At 34.9% G+C, this 16,863-nt stretch carries 18 protein-coding genes; 10 read left to right on the top strand and 8 right to left on the bottom strand.

Annotation, left to right across the window (positions count from 1 at the left end):
* Positions 1-2: 2 nt before the first annotated feature.
* Positions 3-530 (bottom strand): hypothetical protein, encoded by a 528-nt coding sequence (locus tag IEW45_RS02405; protein WP_188619624.1) that lies wholly within the window; start codon positions 528-530, stop codon positions 3-5.
* Positions 531-657: 127 nt separating this feature from the next.
* On the opposite strand from IEW45_RS02405, the gene IEW45_RS02400 reads away from it, so the two are divergent.
* The 3 genes from IEW45_RS02400 to IEW45_RS02390 all read left to right on the top strand — a co-directional run bounded on the left by IEW45_RS02400 (position 658) and on the right by IEW45_RS02390 (position 2,671).
* Entirely contained in the window at positions 658-1,590 is a 933-nt protein-coding gene (locus IEW45_RS02400; protein WP_188619623.1) for a peptidylprolyl isomerase, read from the top strand.
* A gap of 111 nt (positions 1,591-1,701) precedes the next feature.
* Positions 1,702-2,250 (top strand): hypothetical protein, encoded by a 549-nt coding sequence (locus tag IEW45_RS02395; protein ID WP_188619622.1) that lies wholly within the window; start codon positions 1,702-1,704, stop codon positions 2,248-2,250.
* Positions 2,251-2,338: 88 nt separating this feature from the next.
* Positions 2,339-2,671: a tRNA-binding protein gene (locus tag IEW45_RS02390; protein ID WP_188619621.1), complete on the top strand. Its 333-nt coding sequence runs from the start codon at positions 2,339-2,341 to the stop codon at positions 2,669-2,671.
* Between the two features lie 78 nt (positions 2,672-2,749).
* Here the strand turns inward: IEW45_RS02390 and IEW45_RS02385 are convergent, their stop codons facing one another.
* Positions 2,750-3,133: a PUR family DNA/RNA-binding protein gene (locus IEW45_RS02385; protein WP_188619620.1), complete on the bottom strand. Its 384-nt coding sequence runs from the start codon at positions 3,131-3,133 to the stop codon at positions 2,750-2,752.
* Between the two features lie 73 nt (positions 3,134-3,206).
* Positions 3,207-4,967 carry an ABC transporter ATP-binding protein gene (locus tag IEW45_RS02380; RefSeq protein WP_188619619.1) on the bottom strand — a complete coding sequence of 587 codons (1,761 nt, stop codon included), beginning with the start codon at positions 4,965-4,967 and terminating at the stop codon, positions 3,207-3,209.
* Positions 4,968-5,161: 194 nt separating this feature from the next.
* On the opposite strand from IEW45_RS02380, the gene IEW45_RS02375 reads away from it, so the two are divergent.
* The 4 genes from IEW45_RS02375 to yajC all read left to right on the top strand — a co-directional run bounded on the left by IEW45_RS02375 (position 5,162) and on the right by yajC (position 8,081).
* Positions 5,162-6,265 (top strand): Glu/Leu/Phe/Val dehydrogenase dimerization domain-containing protein, encoded by a 1,104-nt coding sequence (locus IEW45_RS02375; protein ID WP_188619618.1) that lies wholly within the window; start codon positions 5,162-5,164, stop codon positions 6,263-6,265.
* A 91-nt stretch (positions 6,266-6,356) separates the two neighbouring features.
* Positions 6,357-7,298, top strand: coding sequence for a transcription antitermination factor NusB (gene nusB / locus IEW45_RS02370; RefSeq protein ID WP_188619617.1), 942 nt, complete (start codon positions 6,357-6,359; stop codon positions 7,296-7,298).
* 21 nt (positions 7,299-7,319) lie between these two features.
* Entirely contained in the window at positions 7,320-7,778 is a 459-nt protein-coding gene (locus IEW45_RS02365; RefSeq protein ID WP_188619616.1) for a DUF1573 domain-containing protein, read from the top strand.
* 12 nt (positions 7,779-7,790) lie between these two features.
* Positions 7,791-8,081, top strand: a complete 291-nt coding sequence (yajC, locus tag IEW45_RS02360; protein ID WP_188619615.1) for a preprotein translocase subunit YajC — start codon at positions 7,791-7,793, stop codon at positions 8,079-8,081.
* 57 nt (positions 8,082-8,138) lie between these two features.
* Here yajC and IEW45_RS02355 read toward each other — a convergent pair whose 3' ends face one another.
* From IEW45_RS02355 to IEW45_RS02345, 3 genes are read right to left on the bottom strand one after another with little or no spacing between them, the layout of a single operon-like run.
* Complete coding sequence (locus tag IEW45_RS02355; protein ID WP_188619614.1) at positions 8,139-8,717, bottom strand: YdeI/OmpD-associated family protein; 579 nt, start codon at positions 8,715-8,717, stop codon at positions 8,139-8,141.
* Positions 8,710-9,957 carry a peptidase T gene (gene pepT, locus IEW45_RS02350; protein ID WP_188619613.1) on the bottom strand — a complete coding sequence of 416 codons (1,248 nt, stop codon included), beginning with the start codon at positions 9,955-9,957 and terminating at the stop codon, positions 8,710-8,712. The genes IEW45_RS02355 and pepT overlap by 8 nt, the downstream gene beginning before the upstream one ends.
* Before the next feature lie 58 nt (positions 9,958-10,015).
* A complete protein-coding gene (locus tag IEW45_RS02345) occupies positions 10,016-10,630 on the bottom strand; it encodes an HD domain-containing protein (protein ID WP_188619612.1) in 615 nt (204 codons plus the stop codon).
* A gap of 87 nt (positions 10,631-10,717) precedes the next feature.
* Between IEW45_RS02345 and IEW45_RS02340 the strand changes: the two genes are divergently transcribed.
* From IEW45_RS02340 to guaB, 3 genes are all read left to right on the top strand, one after another.
* Positions 10,718-11,752: a quinone-dependent dihydroorotate dehydrogenase gene (locus IEW45_RS02340; protein WP_188619611.1), complete on the top strand. Its 1,035-nt coding sequence runs from the start codon at positions 10,718-10,720 to the stop codon at positions 11,750-11,752.
* 99 nt (positions 11,753-11,851) lie between these two features.
* On the top strand, positions 11,852-12,715 hold the full coding sequence (locus tag IEW45_RS02335) for a hydroxymethylglutaryl-CoA lyase (RefSeq protein ID WP_188619610.1): 864 nt from the start codon (positions 11,852-11,854) through the stop codon (positions 12,713-12,715).
* A gap of 76 nt (positions 12,716-12,791) precedes the next feature.
* A complete protein-coding gene (guaB, locus tag IEW45_RS02330) occupies positions 12,792-14,267 on the top strand; it encodes an IMP dehydrogenase (protein ID WP_188619609.1) in 1,476 nt (491 codons plus the stop codon).
* Between the two features lie 48 nt (positions 14,268-14,315).
* Here the strand turns inward: guaB and IEW45_RS02325 are convergent, their stop codons facing one another.
* Both IEW45_RS02325 and IEW45_RS02320 read right to left on the bottom strand, forming a co-directional pair.
* Positions 14,316-16,214, bottom strand: coding sequence for a monovalent cation:proton antiporter-2 (CPA2) family protein (locus IEW45_RS02325; protein ID WP_188619608.1), 1,899 nt, complete (start codon positions 16,212-16,214; stop codon positions 14,316-14,318).
* Positions 16,215-16,216: 2 nt separating this feature from the next.
* Positions 16,217-16,819, bottom strand: coding sequence for an NAD(P)H-dependent oxidoreductase (locus IEW45_RS02320; protein ID WP_188619607.1), 603 nt, complete (start codon positions 16,817-16,819; stop codon positions 16,217-16,219).
* Positions 16,820-16,863 lie beyond the last annotated feature (44 nt).

Below are 16,863 nucleotides of genomic sequence, written 5' to 3'. Positions count from 1 at the left end.
GTTTATATTTTTAAATCAATTAAGGGGAAAACCCGCTTTTTTATGTAATTCATAATTACATCTTGATGTTTGAAAATTATATTGTTTCTTTTTAGAAGCTCAGCTTGTATAATAGCTGCATTTTGCTGCATTTTTTTACTTTCTTCTGCACTATATTGACTATAGTCACCTGTATTATCATATAGTAAAATGCATAACGCTAAAATAACTATATTCAATTTTTCTTGAGGGTAAAGATTATTATCTACAGCATTTAATAATATTGGCATATATTGCATGTATGCAAGTAGTAAATCTTCATCTTGATCTAAAAAGTGATAAGAAGGATTGTTGCCCCATATATCCAGTATTTCTTGATCTACAGCAACTAGATCACGACTGTAGCTAACATAATCTTTACTACCACATTTACTACATGCTTGATTATATATAAAATCATCTTTTAGTGAAAACGCAGCCTCTATTTTAGTTATCTGGTATTCATCTATGTTTCTACACTTTTTGCATTGTTTTTGTGCTAAGAATTCCACTTATATAAGTTTATTAATAGTAATAGTTCAAATTTACTTTTTTTAACGCTATTTTAAGGTTTAACGGGCTAGAAAATTTTTATTTGTACTTTTGCATTTCAATTGTAAAAAACAAACTTAAAACATAATGGAAAACGGAATTTACGCAAAATTCAATACTTCAAAAGGTGCTATACTGGTTAAACTTACACACGATAAAACTCCAGGTACTGTTGGGAACTTTGTAGGTTTGGCAGAAGGTAACCTTGAAAACGATGCTAAACCACAAGGACAGCCATATTATGATGGGTTAAAATTCCACAGAGTTATACCTGACTTTATGATACAAGGTGGTTGCCCACAAGGTACAGGTTCAGGGGGGCCGGGTTACAACTTTGATGATGAGTTTCACCCTGAATTAAGACATGACGGACCGGGTGTACTTTCTATGGCAAATGCAGGACCGGGTACAAACGGTTCTCAGTTTTTTATTACCCATGTTGAAACACCTTGGTTAGATAACAAGCATACTGTTTTTGGTCATGTTGTAGAAGGGCAAGATATTGTAGATAGTGTTGCACAAGGTGATGCTATTGAAAGTGTAGAAATAATAAGAGAAGGTGACGAGGCTAAAAACTGGAATGCAATAGAGGCGTTTAGAGTTTTTGAAGGCGAGCGTGAAAAAAGAGAAGCTGAAGCTAAGAAAAGAGCTGAGGAAGAAATGGGAAAACTTGCAGCAGGCTTTGATAAGACTGACAGCGGACTTCGTTACCAAATAATTCAAAAAGGAGACGGTAAAAAAGCGGAGAAAGGTAAAATGGTATCAGTACACTATAAAGGAGCTCTTGATAACGGGCAGGTATTTGATTCTTCTTACCAGAGAAAGCAGCCTATAGAGTTTCAATTAGGTGTAGGTCAGGTTATATCGGGCTGGGATGAAGGTATATCTTTACTACAAGTAGGGGATAAGGCTCGTTTTGTAATACCTTCTCACCTTGGGTATGGTTCTCGCGGTGCAGGTGGTGTTATTCCTCCTGATGCAACACTTGTTTTTGATGTTGAGTTAATGGATGTAAAATAATATCCATTTACACTATAAATAAAAAAAGCTGCCTTTTAGGTGGCTTTTTTTATTGGAATGCTTTTTGGATAGGGAGTTATACGTTAATTTTACAGATATTTAATTTTTACTATGAAATATTATATAACACTTCTGTTTTTAGTAGTTACCACTTTTACCGCAAAAGCTCAGGTAATGCACTGTGGGTATGACTTTACATCATACATAGTTTTGGATGTGCATGAAGCGGGAAAAACAGAAAATATTAAAAACCTTAAAATTACTATAGTAAATAAAGAGGGTAAAGAGGTTATAAATCTTAATAATATATACAGTTTTAAACATGCTAATGAACCGCTTTTGTTTTCTCTTAATTATAGAATAGGTGATGATAACAAGAGACTTGCGGAGGGAGATACTTCTGCTAAAGAACGCTGGTTCTTCCCGTTTGCAGGAGATAATTACTTACTATCGGTAGCTAATACTTTTCCTGCTGATGATTTTAGTGTAAAAGTTGAAGATGTTGACGGTGAGGAGAATGGTGGTAAGTTTAAAACGGTAACAATACCTTTATACCGATATAATATGTATGTGCTTTGTTCTAACGACAGTAAGCAGGCTGCTATGAAGTTTGGAAGGAGAATGAATAAGCCTATAGATATTGTAGTGGAGAAAGAATAATGTATCAATTAATCAATATACCAATGTATCAATTTCATCTATTTTAAATATTGTTACATTAACGTATTGATAAATTAAATAATTAACTATGCTTACTTGGGAAGATTTTGAAAAGACAGATATGCGAATAGGTACTATTATTGAAGTTAATGATTTTCCTGAAGCAAGAAAACCTGCATATCAACTACAAATAGATTTCGGTACCGAAATAGGTATTCTTAAATCATCAGCACAAATAACTAAAAGATACAGCAAAGAAGATTTGCTGAACAGGCAAATAATAGCAGTTGTAAATTTCCCTAAAAAGCAAATAGGAAAATTTATGAGTGAATGTCTTGTACTGGGAGCTGTAGGTGAGGAAAACAATATTACATTGCTTTCACCTGACTTTAAAGTGCAAAATGGTTTGCGTATTGCCTAAACATAAAACGCGTAAAGTAACAGTAGCAGATAGTATAAAATAAAAACAGCCCTATATTTATAGGGCTGTTTTTATATATTATATATCGTCAAAACTTACGTCTGTAAAACTTTCTGTAGTAGCAGTAGCGGTAACAGCTTCTTCTCCTTTTTCACCAAACAGCTTTTTGAAATCTTTTTGGTGTCTTTCAGAGATTACTTCTTCACCTTTATGATCCAGAATATACTGTGTCATTTCATCCAGTATTTCCTTAAAGGCAGCAAAATCCTCTTTGTAAAGATAAATTTTATGTTTCTTGAAGTGGAAAGAACCATCATCTTCTGTAAACTTCTTGCTTTCAGTAATAGTAAGGTAATAATCGTCAGCTTTAGTAGCTCTTACATCAAAGAAATAAGTTCTTCTTCCGGCTCTCAATACTTTTGAGAATATCTCTTCTCTTTCCAGCGTACCATTATCTCTCATAATCCTTTCGTCTTTATAATATTGGTTTATGTACCGACCAAAAGTCTAAAAAAAATCTAAATAATACAACAAATTACTCAATTTCTTTTTCAGAAAGCTGCTTAAGGTATAAATCTTTGTAATACCCTGCCTGATTTACTAATTGATTGTGAGTTCCTTGTTGTATAATTTCTCCATCATCAAGTATAATAATTTTGTCTGCATTTTTAGCCGATGACACCCTGTGGCTCACTATTATAGTAGTTTTATCTTTACAAAATTCTAATAAATTATTTAGTATTGCTTCTTCGGTTTCTGTATCTACTGCCGAAAGGCAATCATCCAGTAATAATACAGGAGCATCTTTAATCATAGCGCGAGCTATAGACACCCTTTGCTTTTGTCCACCTGATAGCGTAATACCACGCTCGCCAAGTACCGTTTCATACTCTTTAGTAAAGCCGATAATATTATTATGTACTACTGCTTTTTTAGCTACAGTAATTACTTCTTCATCTGTAGCGTTTTCATTACCAAATTTTATGTTGTTTTTAATAGAGTCGGAGAACAAGAAGGCATCTTGCGGTACAAAACCTATACTGTTTCTTAAATCATTTAAGTTTAAGTTTTTAACGTTTTCATTATCAACTTTAATTTCCCCATATTGTACATCATACAACCTACTTATTAATGATAATAAGGTAGATTTACCCGAACCCGTTTTACCTAAAACAGCCAGTGTTTCTCCTCTGTTTACAGTAAACGAAATATCTTTTAGCGCATTAATACCTGTGTCAGGATAGGTAAATGATACGTTATTAAATGCAATTGAACCTATAATAGGAGTGTGCTTTGGCTGGGTGTTTTGTATTTCCGGTTCTGTTTTTAAAAACTCGTTTATCCTTTTTTGTGATGCTTCTGCCTGCTGTATCATAGATGATATCCATCCTAAAGATGCTACAGGCCAGGTAAGCATGTTTATGTATAAAATAAACTCTGCAATAACACCAATATCAGGTATAGAGCCATTTATATACATTACTCCACCTACATATATAACTACCAGGTTACTAATACCTATAAGTAATATCATTAAAGGACCAAACTGTGCGTTTACTTTAGCAAGGTTCATGTATTTTTGTTTACTGTCTCGGGAAATTTCAGTAAAGTCATCTTGCTTTTGTTTTTCTAAAGCATAAGCCTTTATTACACGTATTCCTGAAAACATTTCCTGAGTAAATGTTGAAAGGGTAGAAAGATTTTGTTGGTACACCCCACTACGTTTATTAATCTCTTTACTTATTTTAAATATACTGTATGAAAGTATGGGTAAGGGTAGGAGTGTGTATAAAGTTAATTTTGGTGATATAATACACATATGTGTAATGATAACAATAAAACGTATTATAGTATTCATAGAATACATAACAGCAGGACCTACATACATACGTACCCTATTAACATCTTCACTAATACGGTTCATTAAGTCACCCGTTCTGTTACGCTTGTAGAAGTTTTGAGATAAATCCTCATAATGCCTGAATATCTCATTCTTTAAGTCGTACTCTATATGTCGGGACATCACTATTAAAGTCTGTCGCATAAGGAAGGTGAGTACACCCGCAATAAGAGTAGTTGCTACAATAAGTAATATGTTGTTTAGCAGTTCTCCTCGTATGGTTTCTGTATTAGAATTGGTATTTCTTCCAAATTCTTCAATAGTTTTAATAGAATCCCCTATAAGCTCAGGAGTAAACAGAGAGAATATCTGAGCAATAATAGTAATGAGGATTCCTAAAAGAAATTGAAATTTATATTTTACAAAATATTTATTTAAATATTGAAGTTCCTTCATTATGTGTGTTATCTGTAAGTAATATCTATTAAGTTTATGTTAAATTTTGTATGTAATTTACTTTTATTAATTCTGCTGTTGCTAGGCGGTAAATTATTGAATATGCAAAAAAAACGTTTTCAATTGCTGTATTTTGATTAAATATGTATTTTTGTACACTGTTTTTGAATAAATTTCAATTTAATATTAATATCATGATAGCAGAAGTTATTAAAGCCAACGAGCTTACAAAAGCTGATCCTGTTTTTGGACAGACATCTTTTAACGACCATGAACAAATTGTTTTTTGTCACGACAAAGATACTGGATTAAAAGCAATAATTGGTATTCACAACACGGTTTTAGGTCCCGCTTTGGGAGGTACCCGAATGTGGAATTATGCTAATGAATGGGAGGCTTTAAATGATGTATTAAGGTTATCCAGAGGTATGACATATAAGTCTGCTATTTCAGGATTAAATCTGGGTGGAGGAAAAGCCGTAATTATAGGTGACTCAAAAACAGATAAAACTCCGGAGATGATGACCAGATTTGGTCAATTCATACACTCTCTAAGCGGGAAGTATATAACAGCAGAAGATGTAGGTACTACAACTCCTGATATGGATATTATTCGTGAAGTTACCCCTCACGTTACAGGTATATCAGAAGCTAAAGGAGGTTCAGGTAACCCTTCTCCTGTTACAGCTTATGGTGTATATATGGGTATGAAAGCTGCTGCTAAGCACCAGTTTGGTACTGATAAGCTTGAAGGTAAAAAAGTATTAGTACAAGGTACAGGTCACGTTGGTGAAACACTTATAAGCTATTTGGCTAAAGAAGGTGCTATTGTAGAAATAGCAGATATTAATCAGGCTAAAATGGAAGAAGTAGCGGCTAAGTATGGTGCTAAAATATATACAGGAGAAGATATTTATGGTGCAGATGTTGATATTTATGCTCCGTGTGCGCTTGGTGCTACTGTAAATGATGAAACTATTGAAAGACTTAAGGCAAGAGTTATTGCAGGTGCTGCAAACAACCAGCTTGCTAATGAAGAAATACACGGTAGAAAATTACAGGAAAAAGGAATTTTATATGCTCCTGACTTCTTAATCAATGCCGGCGGTATTATAAATGTATATGCTGAAATAGTAGGTTATGATAAAGCTGAAGCAATGAAGCGTACCGAAAACATTTATAACACTACTTTAGAGATACTTACTTTTGCTGATGCGCATGGTATAACTACACAAAATGCAGCAATGTCATTAGCTCAGAAAAGAATTGACGATAAGAAAAAAGAAACAGCTAAATAATTTGGCGACAGAAAAAATATTATCTTAATTTTGCGAAGCGAAAGAATTTTTCTTTCGCTTCTTTAATTTTTAAAAAGTTCTTACAAGTCGGATGTTAAACAGGAGACATATTCGGGTAAAAGTGATGCAATCAATATACGCTATGCATCAAAGTAATTCAGATGATATGGTAAGGGAAGAAAAATTCCTTTTCCAAAGTATAGAAAACATCCGAAACTTATACCTTATCATAATTTCTGCTTTGGTTGAAATTAGAAACAGCGAGGAGCAACATATAGAAAGAATATCTAAAAAGCACCTTGCCACTGCTGAAGAGCGAAACCCAAACAGAAAGTTTGTAAATAATAGGGTACTAAAGCTGCTTGAAGAGAATGAATCAGTTATGAATGCTTTAGAAGAGTCTAAAGTAGACAACTGGAAGAAGAATGATGATTATATATTGATACTGCTTGAGGCTATCAGGGAGAGTGAAGTATATAATAATTATATGCAAAGTAATGAAGATAGCTTTGAGGAAGACAAGCGTTTTGTGCATGACCTTTTTGTAAATGTTATTGCACCAAACGAAAAGCTGTATGAATATCTTGAAGATTATAAACTTACTTGGGTTGATGATATACCTTTAGTGAATACGCTTATTGCAAAACAATTAAAGCAAATTAAACCTGAAGGGAAACCATTTTTTGTACCAAGTTTGTATAAAGATTCAGATGATAAAGAGTTTGTAAGAAACCTTTTCAGGAAAACAGTACTGAATGAGGTAGAACTTGCAAAAGAGTTCATTGATAAAACACCAAACTGGGATACCGAAAGGATAGCGGAAATTGATGCTATTATACTGAAAATGGCTATATGCGAGTTTTTAAAATTCCCTTCAATCCCTGTAAAAGTTACTATTAACGAGTATCTGGAAATATCTAAAGAATATTCTACGCCAAAAAGTAGTATTTTTATCAATGGTATTTTAGATAATTTAGTTAAAGATTACCAAACTAATAATAAGTTAATAAAAGCCGGAAGAGGCTTAATGTAAAACCAAATTAAAACTATAATTATGATAAGAAAAACAGTAGCTATGTTTGCTATAGCGTCTCTTGCACTTACAGTATCATGTAAAGAAAATAGCAATGCTGCATTACGTATAGATGAAGAAACTGCTGAAAAGGCAGAACAAGCTCATGCAGATGCAGGAAAAGTAGCTGTTATGGAATTTAACGAAACAGATTACGATTTTGGTACTGTTGAGCAGGGTGAAAAAGTAACACACACGTTTACATTTAAAAATACAGGTAGTTCAGATCTTCTTATAACAAATGCAAAAGCAAGTTGTGGTTGTACTGTACCTAGTTATACCGAAACTGCTGTGGCACCTGGTGAAACAGGAGAGGTAAACGTAGAGTTTAATACAGCAGGTAAAAACGGTAAGCAAAGTAAATCAGTTACTATTACTGCTAACACAGAAAAAGGTACAGAGGTAGTTAAGTTTACTGCTGATGTAGTTAAAAAATCATAAGTATAATAATATATGGATCAATTAGGTACTTTTTTGCCGTTAATAATGATGTTTGTGGTTATCTATTTTTTAATGATACGCCCACAACAAAAAAGGCAAAAACAGGAAAAAGAATTTGAAAAGAACTTAAAAGTAGGTGATAAAATAATTACTAGAAGTGGTCTTCATGGTAAAGTTTTAGAACTAAACGATAATGATAATACCATAATAATGGAAACACTTGCAGGAAAGCTTAAAATGGAGCGTTCGGCAGTATCATTAGAGCTTAGCCAAAAACTAAATGCACCTGTTGAAAAGAAATAATTTTCTGATTACAGGAAATAAAAAAAGCCTCATCAATTGATGAGGCTTTTTTATGTGTTATCTGTACTTATCATTTAATCCTTTACCTTCCAGTATTAAAGGTTTACACTTTTCAAGCCGTGAAAGTTTTGTAGCTTCCCGTTTAGCACTTTCAATATGCTCGCAATGCTCACGTTGTTTATAAGGCGGTAAACCATCAAAAGCTGTCTGCAACTCCGGGTTATTATTAAGTTCTTTTTGTAATAACTCAGGTATAACCGTTTCTCTTTTTTCAGGTTTTATTTCCAATCCGCTTTTTTCTACCTCAATAGCTTCATAAATGTATTGTAATACCAGTTTTTCATCTATTTCGTCGATTGATGTAAAACGCATTTGGCGTAACGATTTAGTGTTTTCTTCATTAGCATTTACTAATACATTAGATTCATCTTTAAGAAAAATACCTTTAAAAAACCATAAGCCAAAATAGCTTTTAAAGCCACCTAAACCCAGTACGTTTTTGTTATTATAGATATAAACAGGGCTACCCCATTTAATAGTTTCGGTAAGCCCTGTTTTATTTATTATAGATTTTAAAAAATCGAGTTCCTCTGTCCACAAGTGTGAACTGTCCCAACTTTTTTTCTCCTTATCCATTATATTTTTTAGCTGTAAGTTCTGCTATTTTTATAATAACATCCGTTGCTTTTTGCATACTCTCAGCAGGTACATATTCGTACTTACCGTGGAAGTTATGACCACCTGCAAAAATGTTAGGACAAGGTAACCCCATGTAAGAAAGTTGGCAACCATCAGTACCACCACGAATTGGCTTAATGATAGGTTCAATGCTTAGTTCTTTCATCGCCTGTTCCGCAATATCAACAATATGTATAACCGGTACTACTTTTTCTTTCATGTTGTAGTACTGGTCTTTTATATCAGCAATGGCAACAGGCTCGCCAAATTGCTCCATAAAGTCATTACTGATTTCATCAGCTATCTCCGCAACTTTTTTCTTTCTTGCTTCAAACTTTTCTTTATCATGGTCACGGATAATCATTTTCACGGTAGTTTCTTCAAGGCTACCTTCAATACCTGTTACATGGTAAAAACCTTCATAACCAGTAGTTCTTTCCGGTACTTCATCCTGTGGTAAAGCAGCAACAAAACGGCTTGCCAATAGCATAGAGTTTATCATTTTTCCTTTTGCATAACCAGGGTGTACGCTTTTACCTTTAAAAGTAATTTTTGCTCCTGCCGCATTAAAGTTTTCATACTCCAGTTCGCCTATTTGGCTACCATCCATAGTATAAGCCCACTCAGCACCAAATTTAGCTACATCAAATTTATGAGCTCCACGACCAATTTCTTCATCAGGAGTAAATCCAACACGAATTTTACCATGCTTAATTTCAGGATGCTGTATAAGGTATTCCATTGCACTTACAATTTCGGTAATACCTGCTTTATCATCAGCACCCAGTAGGGTAGTACCATCAGTAGTAATAAGAGTTTGCCCTTTATACTGTAGCATATCTTTAAAGTATGACGGAGAAAGTACAATGTTTTGTTCTTTGTTTAAAACAATATCGCCACCATCATAATTCTCTATAATTTGAGGCTTTACATTAGCTCCTGTAAAGTCAGGAGTAGTATCAAAGTGAGCAACAAAACCAATAACAGGAACATCATGCTCCACGTTAGATGGTAACGTCGCCATTATGTATGCATTTTCATCTATAGTTACATCTTCCATACCTATGGCTTTTAGCTCCTCTACAAGTTGGTTAGCTAAATCCCATTGTTTTTCGGTACTTGGTGTAGTGTCAGAATTCGGATCAGATTCGGTATCAACAGTAACATAGCTGATAAAACGGTCTATTATGTGTTGCATTTTTATATTTTTATTAATAATGAAGCACAAATTTACGATTTATTTAAGAGTATTAAATTTAAAGCAGCCTTAATTCTTTAGAGATGTTATTTCGGGCGGTATTTTCATATTTACTTCTAAAGAATTCAGTTTTAAATATATTTTCCATATCAAGAAAATGCTGTAATACTTTTTTTCTGCCTGGGTTGTATAAAAAGTCAGGGTATATACTATATTCTTTTCGTACCTGTTTATAGTACTGCTCATATTCTTGCCATGTATACCCTAATATGGAAAGGTCGGCATCAGTAAAGAGGTTGATATCATTATTATTACTTAAAGTATGGCTTTTTGTAGCTACTATTGCTTCATGACATACGTTTATTTTGCTTTCAGTATAATTTATTTGTTGAAGCCGCTTTATTGCCAAGTCTGCACTTTTTTCCTCATTATCTTTTTTCGAAGCATTATAAATTATATCATGGTAAAACAGCGAAAACAAAATTGTATGCCAATCGTTAATATCATCATTACATTCATACAGTTCTTTACACATGTTTTTCAAGTGTAGGAGTGTATGATAATGCCTTTTACTATTAGTATAATTAGTTTCTATTTCAATCCATAATGTACTAATCAGGTTTTTATCTTTAGTGTAGTTGTCTAATAAACTATAAAAAACATCTTTCATCATAAAAACGATTTGGTAATTATTGCTTCTTATCAAAATTAGTAATTATTGAAAGGATAATGTTATTTTTGCACTCACAACACAACAACTATGTACAAATCAATTATACGCCCGTTACTTTTCCGTTTCGATCCTGAAAAAATACACCACTTTACTTTTGATTCCATTCGCTTTATGAACAAAATACCGGGAATGGCCGGTTTTCTTAAAGCAAAGTATACAGTAAGTGACCCAAGACTTGAAAGAGAAGTTTTCGGACTGAATTTTAAAAACCCAGTAGGGCTTGCAGCAGGCTTAGATAAAGATGCTACGCTGTATAAAGAACTTTCTAATTGCGGTTTCGGATTTATAGAAATAGGTACGCTAACGCCAAAACCCCAGCCCGGAAATCCTAAAACAAGGTTATTCAGGCTTCGTGAAGACAGTGCACTTATTAACCGAATGGGGTTTAATAACGGTGGTGTAGTTGATGCAGTGGAACGCCTGAAAAATAACCCGAAAGGAAAAGGACACGTATTAATAGGAGGTAATATTGGTAAAAATAAAGTTACCCCAAATGAAGATGCTGTAAAGGATTACGAAGTATGTTTTGATGCATTATATGATTATGTAGATTATTTTGTGGTAAATGTAAGTTCGCCAAACACGCCTAATTTAAGAGAGTTACAGGACAAAGAACCATTAACCAAGCTGTTACAAACACTACAGGCAAAAAATACTGCAAAGCCAAAACAGAAACCTATATTATTAAAAATAGCTCCTGATCTTACGGATGAGCAATTATTAGATATAATAGATATAGTAACTACTACAAAAATAGCAGGGGTTATAGCTACCAATACTACCATTTCAAGAGAAGGACTACAATCTGAAAATAAAAAGGAAATGGGAGGGTTAAGCGGTAAACCGTTAAACAAACGTTCTACAGAAGTAATACGCTTCCTTTCAGAGAAAAGTAATAGAGCATTCCCTATAATAGGGGTGGGAGGTATTCACACTCCTGAAGATGCTATTGAAAAACTGGAAGCAGGAGCAAGCCTTATCCAGCTTTATACAGGCTTTGTTTACGAAGGGCCGGAATTGGTTAAAGCTATCAATAAAAAGATATTACAGGTGTATAAATAAGAAACCTGTAAATCAACCTTTGTTTTTATAGTATTTATTGCATATTCTGTAGAAATAAAACGATTTCGTAAACGGTAAATTTTATATCTTTGGCTTTCTATGGAGCAGGTAAAAATCATTGAATGCCCACGCGATGCAATGCAGGGTATAAAAACGTTTATTCCTACAGAAAAAAAAGTAGCTTATATACAATCGCTTTTGCGTGTTGGTTTTGATACTATTGATTTTGGTAGTTTTGTTTCGCCAAAGGCAATACCACAAATGCAAGATACCGCTGAGGTACTGGCACAATTAGACCTATCTTCAACACGAAGTAAATTACTGGCTATTATTGCCAATACCCGTGGTGCAGAAGCTGCTGCTCAGCATCCTGAAATACAATATTTAGGTTATCCTTTCTCTATATCCGAAAACTTCCAGATGCGTAACACACATAAAACCATAGCGGAATCTATTGTGACGTTACAGGAAATATTAAATATGGCTGATAAATCCAATAAGGAAGTAGTAGCATACCTGTCTATGGGTTTTGGTAATCCGTATGGTGACCCTTGGAATGTAGAAATAGTGGGGGAGTGGACAGAGAAACTTGCCAATATGGGGGTAACTATATTATCGTTATCGGATACTGTAGGGAGTTCAACACCTGACGTTATTGATTACTTGTTCTCGAACCTGATAACCAAATATCCTGAAATAGAATTTGGTGCGCATTTACATATAACGCCTGACAAATGGCATGAAAAAGTAGATGCTGCTTATAAAGCAGGGTGTATTCGTTTTGATGGTGCAATACAAGGCTTTGGCGGCTGCCCAATGGCAAAAGATGACCTGACAGGAAATATGCCTACAGAAAAAATGTTATCCTATTTTACTGCTGAAAAAGTTACCACAAACTTAAATTCACTAAGTTTTGAAAGTGCCTATAATGAGGCTACCAAAATATTTAATGAGTATCATTAATTTTTTATAAATAATACTACTTTAAAAGTATTTTAAAAAGTATTATATTTGCATGCAATTTAACTACAAATTGCAAATGGAAGCACACAACACAAAAATCATCGGGGAAGGACTTACTTACGATGATGTTCTCCTTATACCAAACTACTCAGAAGTATTACCGAGAGAGGTAAGCCTGAAATCTAAATTTTCACGTAATATAGAGCTAAATGTACCTATAGTTTCTGCAGCTATGGATACCGTAACCGAAAGTGCTATGGCTATTGCTATGGCTCGCGAAGGCGGGATAGGTGTGTTACACAAAAACATGACGATTGAAAAGCAGGCTACAGAAGTACGTAAGGTAAAAAGAGCAGAATCAGGAATGATAATAGACCCTGTTACTTTACCACTTACTGCTACTGTAGGCGATGCTAAAACAGTTATGCGTGAGTATAGTATTGGCGGTATTCCTATTGTAGACGATAACGGAATACTTAGAGGTATTGTTACCAATCGTGATTTACGATTTGAAAGAAATAATGACAGAGCCATTACAGAGGTAATGACTTTTGAAAATTTAGTTACGGCAGGAGAGGGTACAACCCTTACTACGGCTGAAACAATTCTTCAGGATAATAAAATTGAAAAACTACCTGTAGTTGACAGTGATTATAAACTAATAGGGCTTATTACCTTTAGAGATATAACCAAACTAACACAAAAACCTATTGCTAATAAAGACCGATACGGCAGGCTGCGTGTTGCGGCTGCACTGGGTGTAACAGGCGATGTGTTAGAGCGTGCCGGAGCACTTGTAAATGCCGGAGTAGATGCTGTAATTGTAGATACTGCACACGGGCATACAAAAGGAGTGGTAGAAGTACTTAAAGAACTTAAAAGAGAATTTCCGGAGCTTGATGTAGTAGTAGGAAATATTGCTACACCGGAAGCGGCTAAATATCTTGTAGAAAATGGTGCTGATGCTGTAAAAGTAGGCATAGGACCAGGTTCTATATGTACTACAAGAGTAGTTGCAGGTGTTGGTTTCCCTCAGTTTTCAGCAGTGCTGGAAGTAGCAGCAGCTATAAAGGGTTCGGGTGTGCCGGTTATTGCCGATGGTGGTATACGCTTTACAGGTGATATTCCTAAAGCGATAGCAGCGGGAGCTGATTCTGTAATGCTTGGTTCGCTACTGGCAGGAACTAAAGAATCTCCTGGAGAAACGATAATATACGAAGGAAGAAAGTTCAAGTCATACCGAGGTATGGGGTCTGTAGAGGCTATGGAAAAAGGTTCAAAAGACCGATACTTCCAAGATGTTGAGGATGATGTTAAGAAACTTGTGCCGGAAGGTATTGTAGGGCGTGTAGCGTATAAAGGAGAACTATTTGAAAGTATGCTACAGTTTATAGGCGGACTTCGTGCCGGTATGGGCTATTGTGGTGCAAGCGATATTCTTACGCTTCAGGATAACGGTAGGTTTGTTCGTATAACATCAAGCGGAATTGCAGAAAGTCATCCACATGATGTTACTATAACAAAAGAATCTCCAAACTATTCAAGAAGATAATACAATTAGGATATATAATAAAAAAGCAAGGTTTTAAACCTTGCTTTTTTATTTCTTTTTATCTTTTTGATTTGCTTCCAAATGTTCACGTTTAATATCTTCACTTTCCCAAGCGTGGTCATTAGCTCCCAATTGGGCATACAAGTCACTTTTTATAAGTTGTTCCTGCATTTCAATTTCTTCTAATGAAGTAATTAGGAAAGCTTTTTTATCATGGCGTTTATGTGCCAGCCTAAAAGTAGCCTGCTCGTCATATTTAATAAAGCGTTGTCCTTGCCTTGTTGCAGTATACCTACGGTGTCCCATAGCTACTAAAGCATCTACTCCTAAATGTACCGCACTGTATAGGTTTTCTCTGTAAAAATTTTCCAGCCCTAAATCTACCATTTCAAAAGAGTCTGTACGGTTTCTGGCACGTGCCAGTATTTTAAGATGAGGAAAATGTTTTTTTATTTTTTCTATAACGCTAAGGTTAACATTAGGGTTATCTATAGCTGCAATAAATATTTTAGCTTTCTCGCAACCTGCTGCTTTCAATAATTCTAGGCGGTTAGCATCACCATAATATACTTTAAAGCCCATTTTACGTAGTGAGTCTACACGTTCGGAGTTGAGGTCTAATACTGTAGCAGGTATTCCGTTTGCTTTAAGTAGTCGACCAATGGTACTACCAAAGTTTCCGAACCCGGCAATAATCACGTCATTGTTTTCATCTTCATCAATAGTATCAAAATCGTTACCTGACTTTTCCTTTACTCCAAAATTAGGGGCTATCCAGCGTTCATTTATTAATAGAAGGAAAGGAGTTCCCATCATACTTAAAGCAATAACAGCCATCATTTGGTTTGCCAGTGTAGTAGGCATCAGGTTTAGTTGATTGGCAAACCCTAACACTACAAACCCAAATTCACCTGCCTGACTTAATGCAAATGCGAATAGTAAATTTTGGTCGGAACTCTTTTTATAAACCCGACCTACAAATACTAATACAAAGAATTTTATAATGTTGAAAATAGTACAGAATATGATAATGAAAGCAGGATCGGCAAATATTAATCTAAAATTTATAGACGCTCCTACACCTATAAAAAATAGTCCTAAGAGCAATCCTTTAAAGGGTTCTATGTCGCCTTCCAGTTCATGCCTAAATTCACTGTTTGCTAATACTACTCCTGCCATAAATGCACCTAATGCGGGGCTAAGTCCTACCAGTTGCATCATGTAGGAAACTGCCATAACTAAGAGTAGTGCTGATGCTGTAAATAGCTCTTGTAACCGTGTTTTGGCTATTATATGTAATAATGGGACAATAATATAACGCCCTCCAAAATATACTAATGCTATAGCACCGAATACTATTCCTGCCTGTAGCCAGGGAGATAATTCTGTAATGAGTGACTGCCCTACATTTTCGTTTTGTATGGTGCTGCTTGCCAAAAATGGTAATAGTGCCAGTATAGGAATCACTGCAATATCCTGAAATAACAACACAGCAAAAGAGGAACGCCCCATTGAGGTTTTAGTGAGGTTTTTCTCTTTTAAGGTTTGCATGACAATAGCAGTAGAGGAAAGCGTCAGTGCCATAGATATAGCTAAAGTAGTTTTCCATTCCCACCGCAGCACAAGCGAACAGGCTAAAAACAGCACTACTATGGTCATGACGACCTGTAAAAGCCCCATACCAAAAATAAACTTCCGCATACGCCAGAACTTAGCGGGGTCCAGTTCTAAACCAATAAGGAAAAGCATCATTACTACACCAAATTCGGCAAAGTGCATAATGTCTTCTCCTTCCTGACCGATTAACCCTAAAACATAAGGACCTATTATAATACCGGCAAAAAGATACCCCAGTATGGAACTGAGTCCTATTTTTTTAGCAATAGGTACACATATTACGGCAGCCGTAAGGTATATTATAGCCTGAAAGAAAAAGCTGTCCTGCATAATTAGCTTAGTTTAGTTTTTAACCAATCATTAAAATAAGTGTATTTGCTCAGTTCAGAGATATTAAGGTCTCTGTTTTCAAGATAGTCCAGTAAAACACTATATTCTTTACCACATTCATCATACCCCTGATTTTTCATTACGTGTGTACCATGCACTACATAAGGTGGCAGATACGTCATGTTACAAACCTGAGCCGTTTGGTAAAAAGGTTCTAAAAGTTGCATTATAGTAAAGCGGTCACGTCCGGTAGGGCTGTAGTTCTCACGTCTGCCTCCGGTAGTAATTACTTGTAATAGAAGTTTATTTTTTAATGCTTTGCCTTCTTTTCCGTATGCCCAGCCATGTTCCAGCACAATATCAATCCATTGTTTTAATAATGGCGGACAGCTATACCAATACATCGGGTGATGCCAAATAATAATATCGTGCATTAACAGTAATTGCTGTTCCCGTTTCATATCAATATCAAACTCCGGATATTCCTGATATAAATCGTGAAATGTAATATTACTTGATTTGGGTATACTCTTTACCAATGCAGCATTTGCCTTTGACTTTTCGAATAGCGGATGTGCAAAAATTATAAGAATCCTGTTTGGCATGTAACTAACTTATATGCCATTAAAGTTAAGGATTTATTCATAAA

The sequence above is a fragment of the Flavobacterium suaedae genome (assembly GCF_014642915.1).
GTDB classification, from domain to species: Bacteria; Bacteroidota; Bacteroidia; order Flavobacteriales; family Flavobacteriaceae; genus Flavobacterium; species Flavobacterium suaedae.
Note: the sequence above shows the minus strand (reverse complement) of the source record. Positions and strands in the feature narration are given on the sequence as shown.

Excerpts from the sequence above, each read along its gene's own strand:
- IEW45_RS02400 (WP_188619623.1), top strand. The coding sequence starts at position 658 with ATGGAAAACGGAATTTACGCAAAATTCAATACTTCAAAAGGTGCTATA.
- IEW45_RS02395 (WP_188619622.1), top strand. The coding sequence starts at position 1,702 with ATGAAATATTATATAACACTTCTGTTTTTAGTAGTTACCACTTTTACC.
- IEW45_RS02390 (WP_188619621.1), top strand. The coding sequence starts at position 2,339 with ATGCTTACTTGGGAAGATTTTGAAAAGACAGATATGCGAATAGGTACT.
- IEW45_RS02385 (WP_188619620.1), bottom strand. The coding sequence starts at position 3,133 with ATGAGAGATAATGGTACGCTGGAAAGAGAAGAGATATTCTCAAAAGTA.
- IEW45_RS02380 (WP_188619619.1), bottom strand. The coding sequence starts at position 4,967 with ATGAAGGAACTTCAATATTTAAATAAATATTTTGTAAAATATAAATTT.
- IEW45_RS02375 (WP_188619618.1), top strand. The coding sequence starts at position 5,162 with ATGATAGCAGAAGTTATTAAAGCCAACGAGCTTACAAAAGCTGATCCT.
- nusB (WP_188619617.1), top strand. The coding sequence starts at position 6,357 with ATGTTAAACAGGAGACATATTCGGGTAAAAGTGATGCAATCAATATAC.
- IEW45_RS02365 (WP_188619616.1), top strand. The coding sequence starts at position 7,320 with ATGATAAGAAAAACAGTAGCTATGTTTGCTATAGCGTCTCTTGCACTT.
- yajC (WP_188619615.1), top strand. The coding sequence starts at position 7,791 with ATGGATCAATTAGGTACTTTTTTGCCGTTAATAATGATGTTTGTGGTT.
- IEW45_RS02355 (WP_188619614.1), bottom strand. The coding sequence starts at position 8,717 with ATGGATAAGGAGAAAAAAAGTTGGGACAGTTCACACTTGTGGACAGAG.
- pepT (WP_188619613.1), bottom strand. The coding sequence starts at position 9,957 with ATGCAACACATAATAGACCGTTTTATCAGCTATGTTACTGTTGATACC.
- IEW45_RS02345 (WP_188619612.1), bottom strand. The coding sequence starts at position 10,630 with ATGATGAAAGATGTTTTTTATAGTTTATTAGACAACTACACTAAAGAT.
- IEW45_RS02340 (WP_188619611.1), top strand. The coding sequence starts at position 10,718 with ATGTACAAATCAATTATACGCCCGTTACTTTTCCGTTTCGATCCTGAA.
- IEW45_RS02335 (WP_188619610.1), top strand. The coding sequence starts at position 11,852 with ATGGAGCAGGTAAAAATCATTGAATGCCCACGCGATGCAATGCAGGGT.
- guaB (WP_188619609.1), top strand. The coding sequence starts at position 12,792 with ATGGAAGCACACAACACAAAAATCATCGGGGAAGGACTTACTTACGAT.
- IEW45_RS02325 (WP_188619608.1), bottom strand. The coding sequence starts at position 16,214 with ATGCAGGACAGCTTTTTCTTTCAGGCTATAATATACCTTACGGCTGCC.
- IEW45_RS02320 (WP_188619607.1), bottom strand. The coding sequence starts at position 16,819 with ATGCCAAACAGGATTCTTATAATTTTTGCACATCCGCTATTCGAAAAG.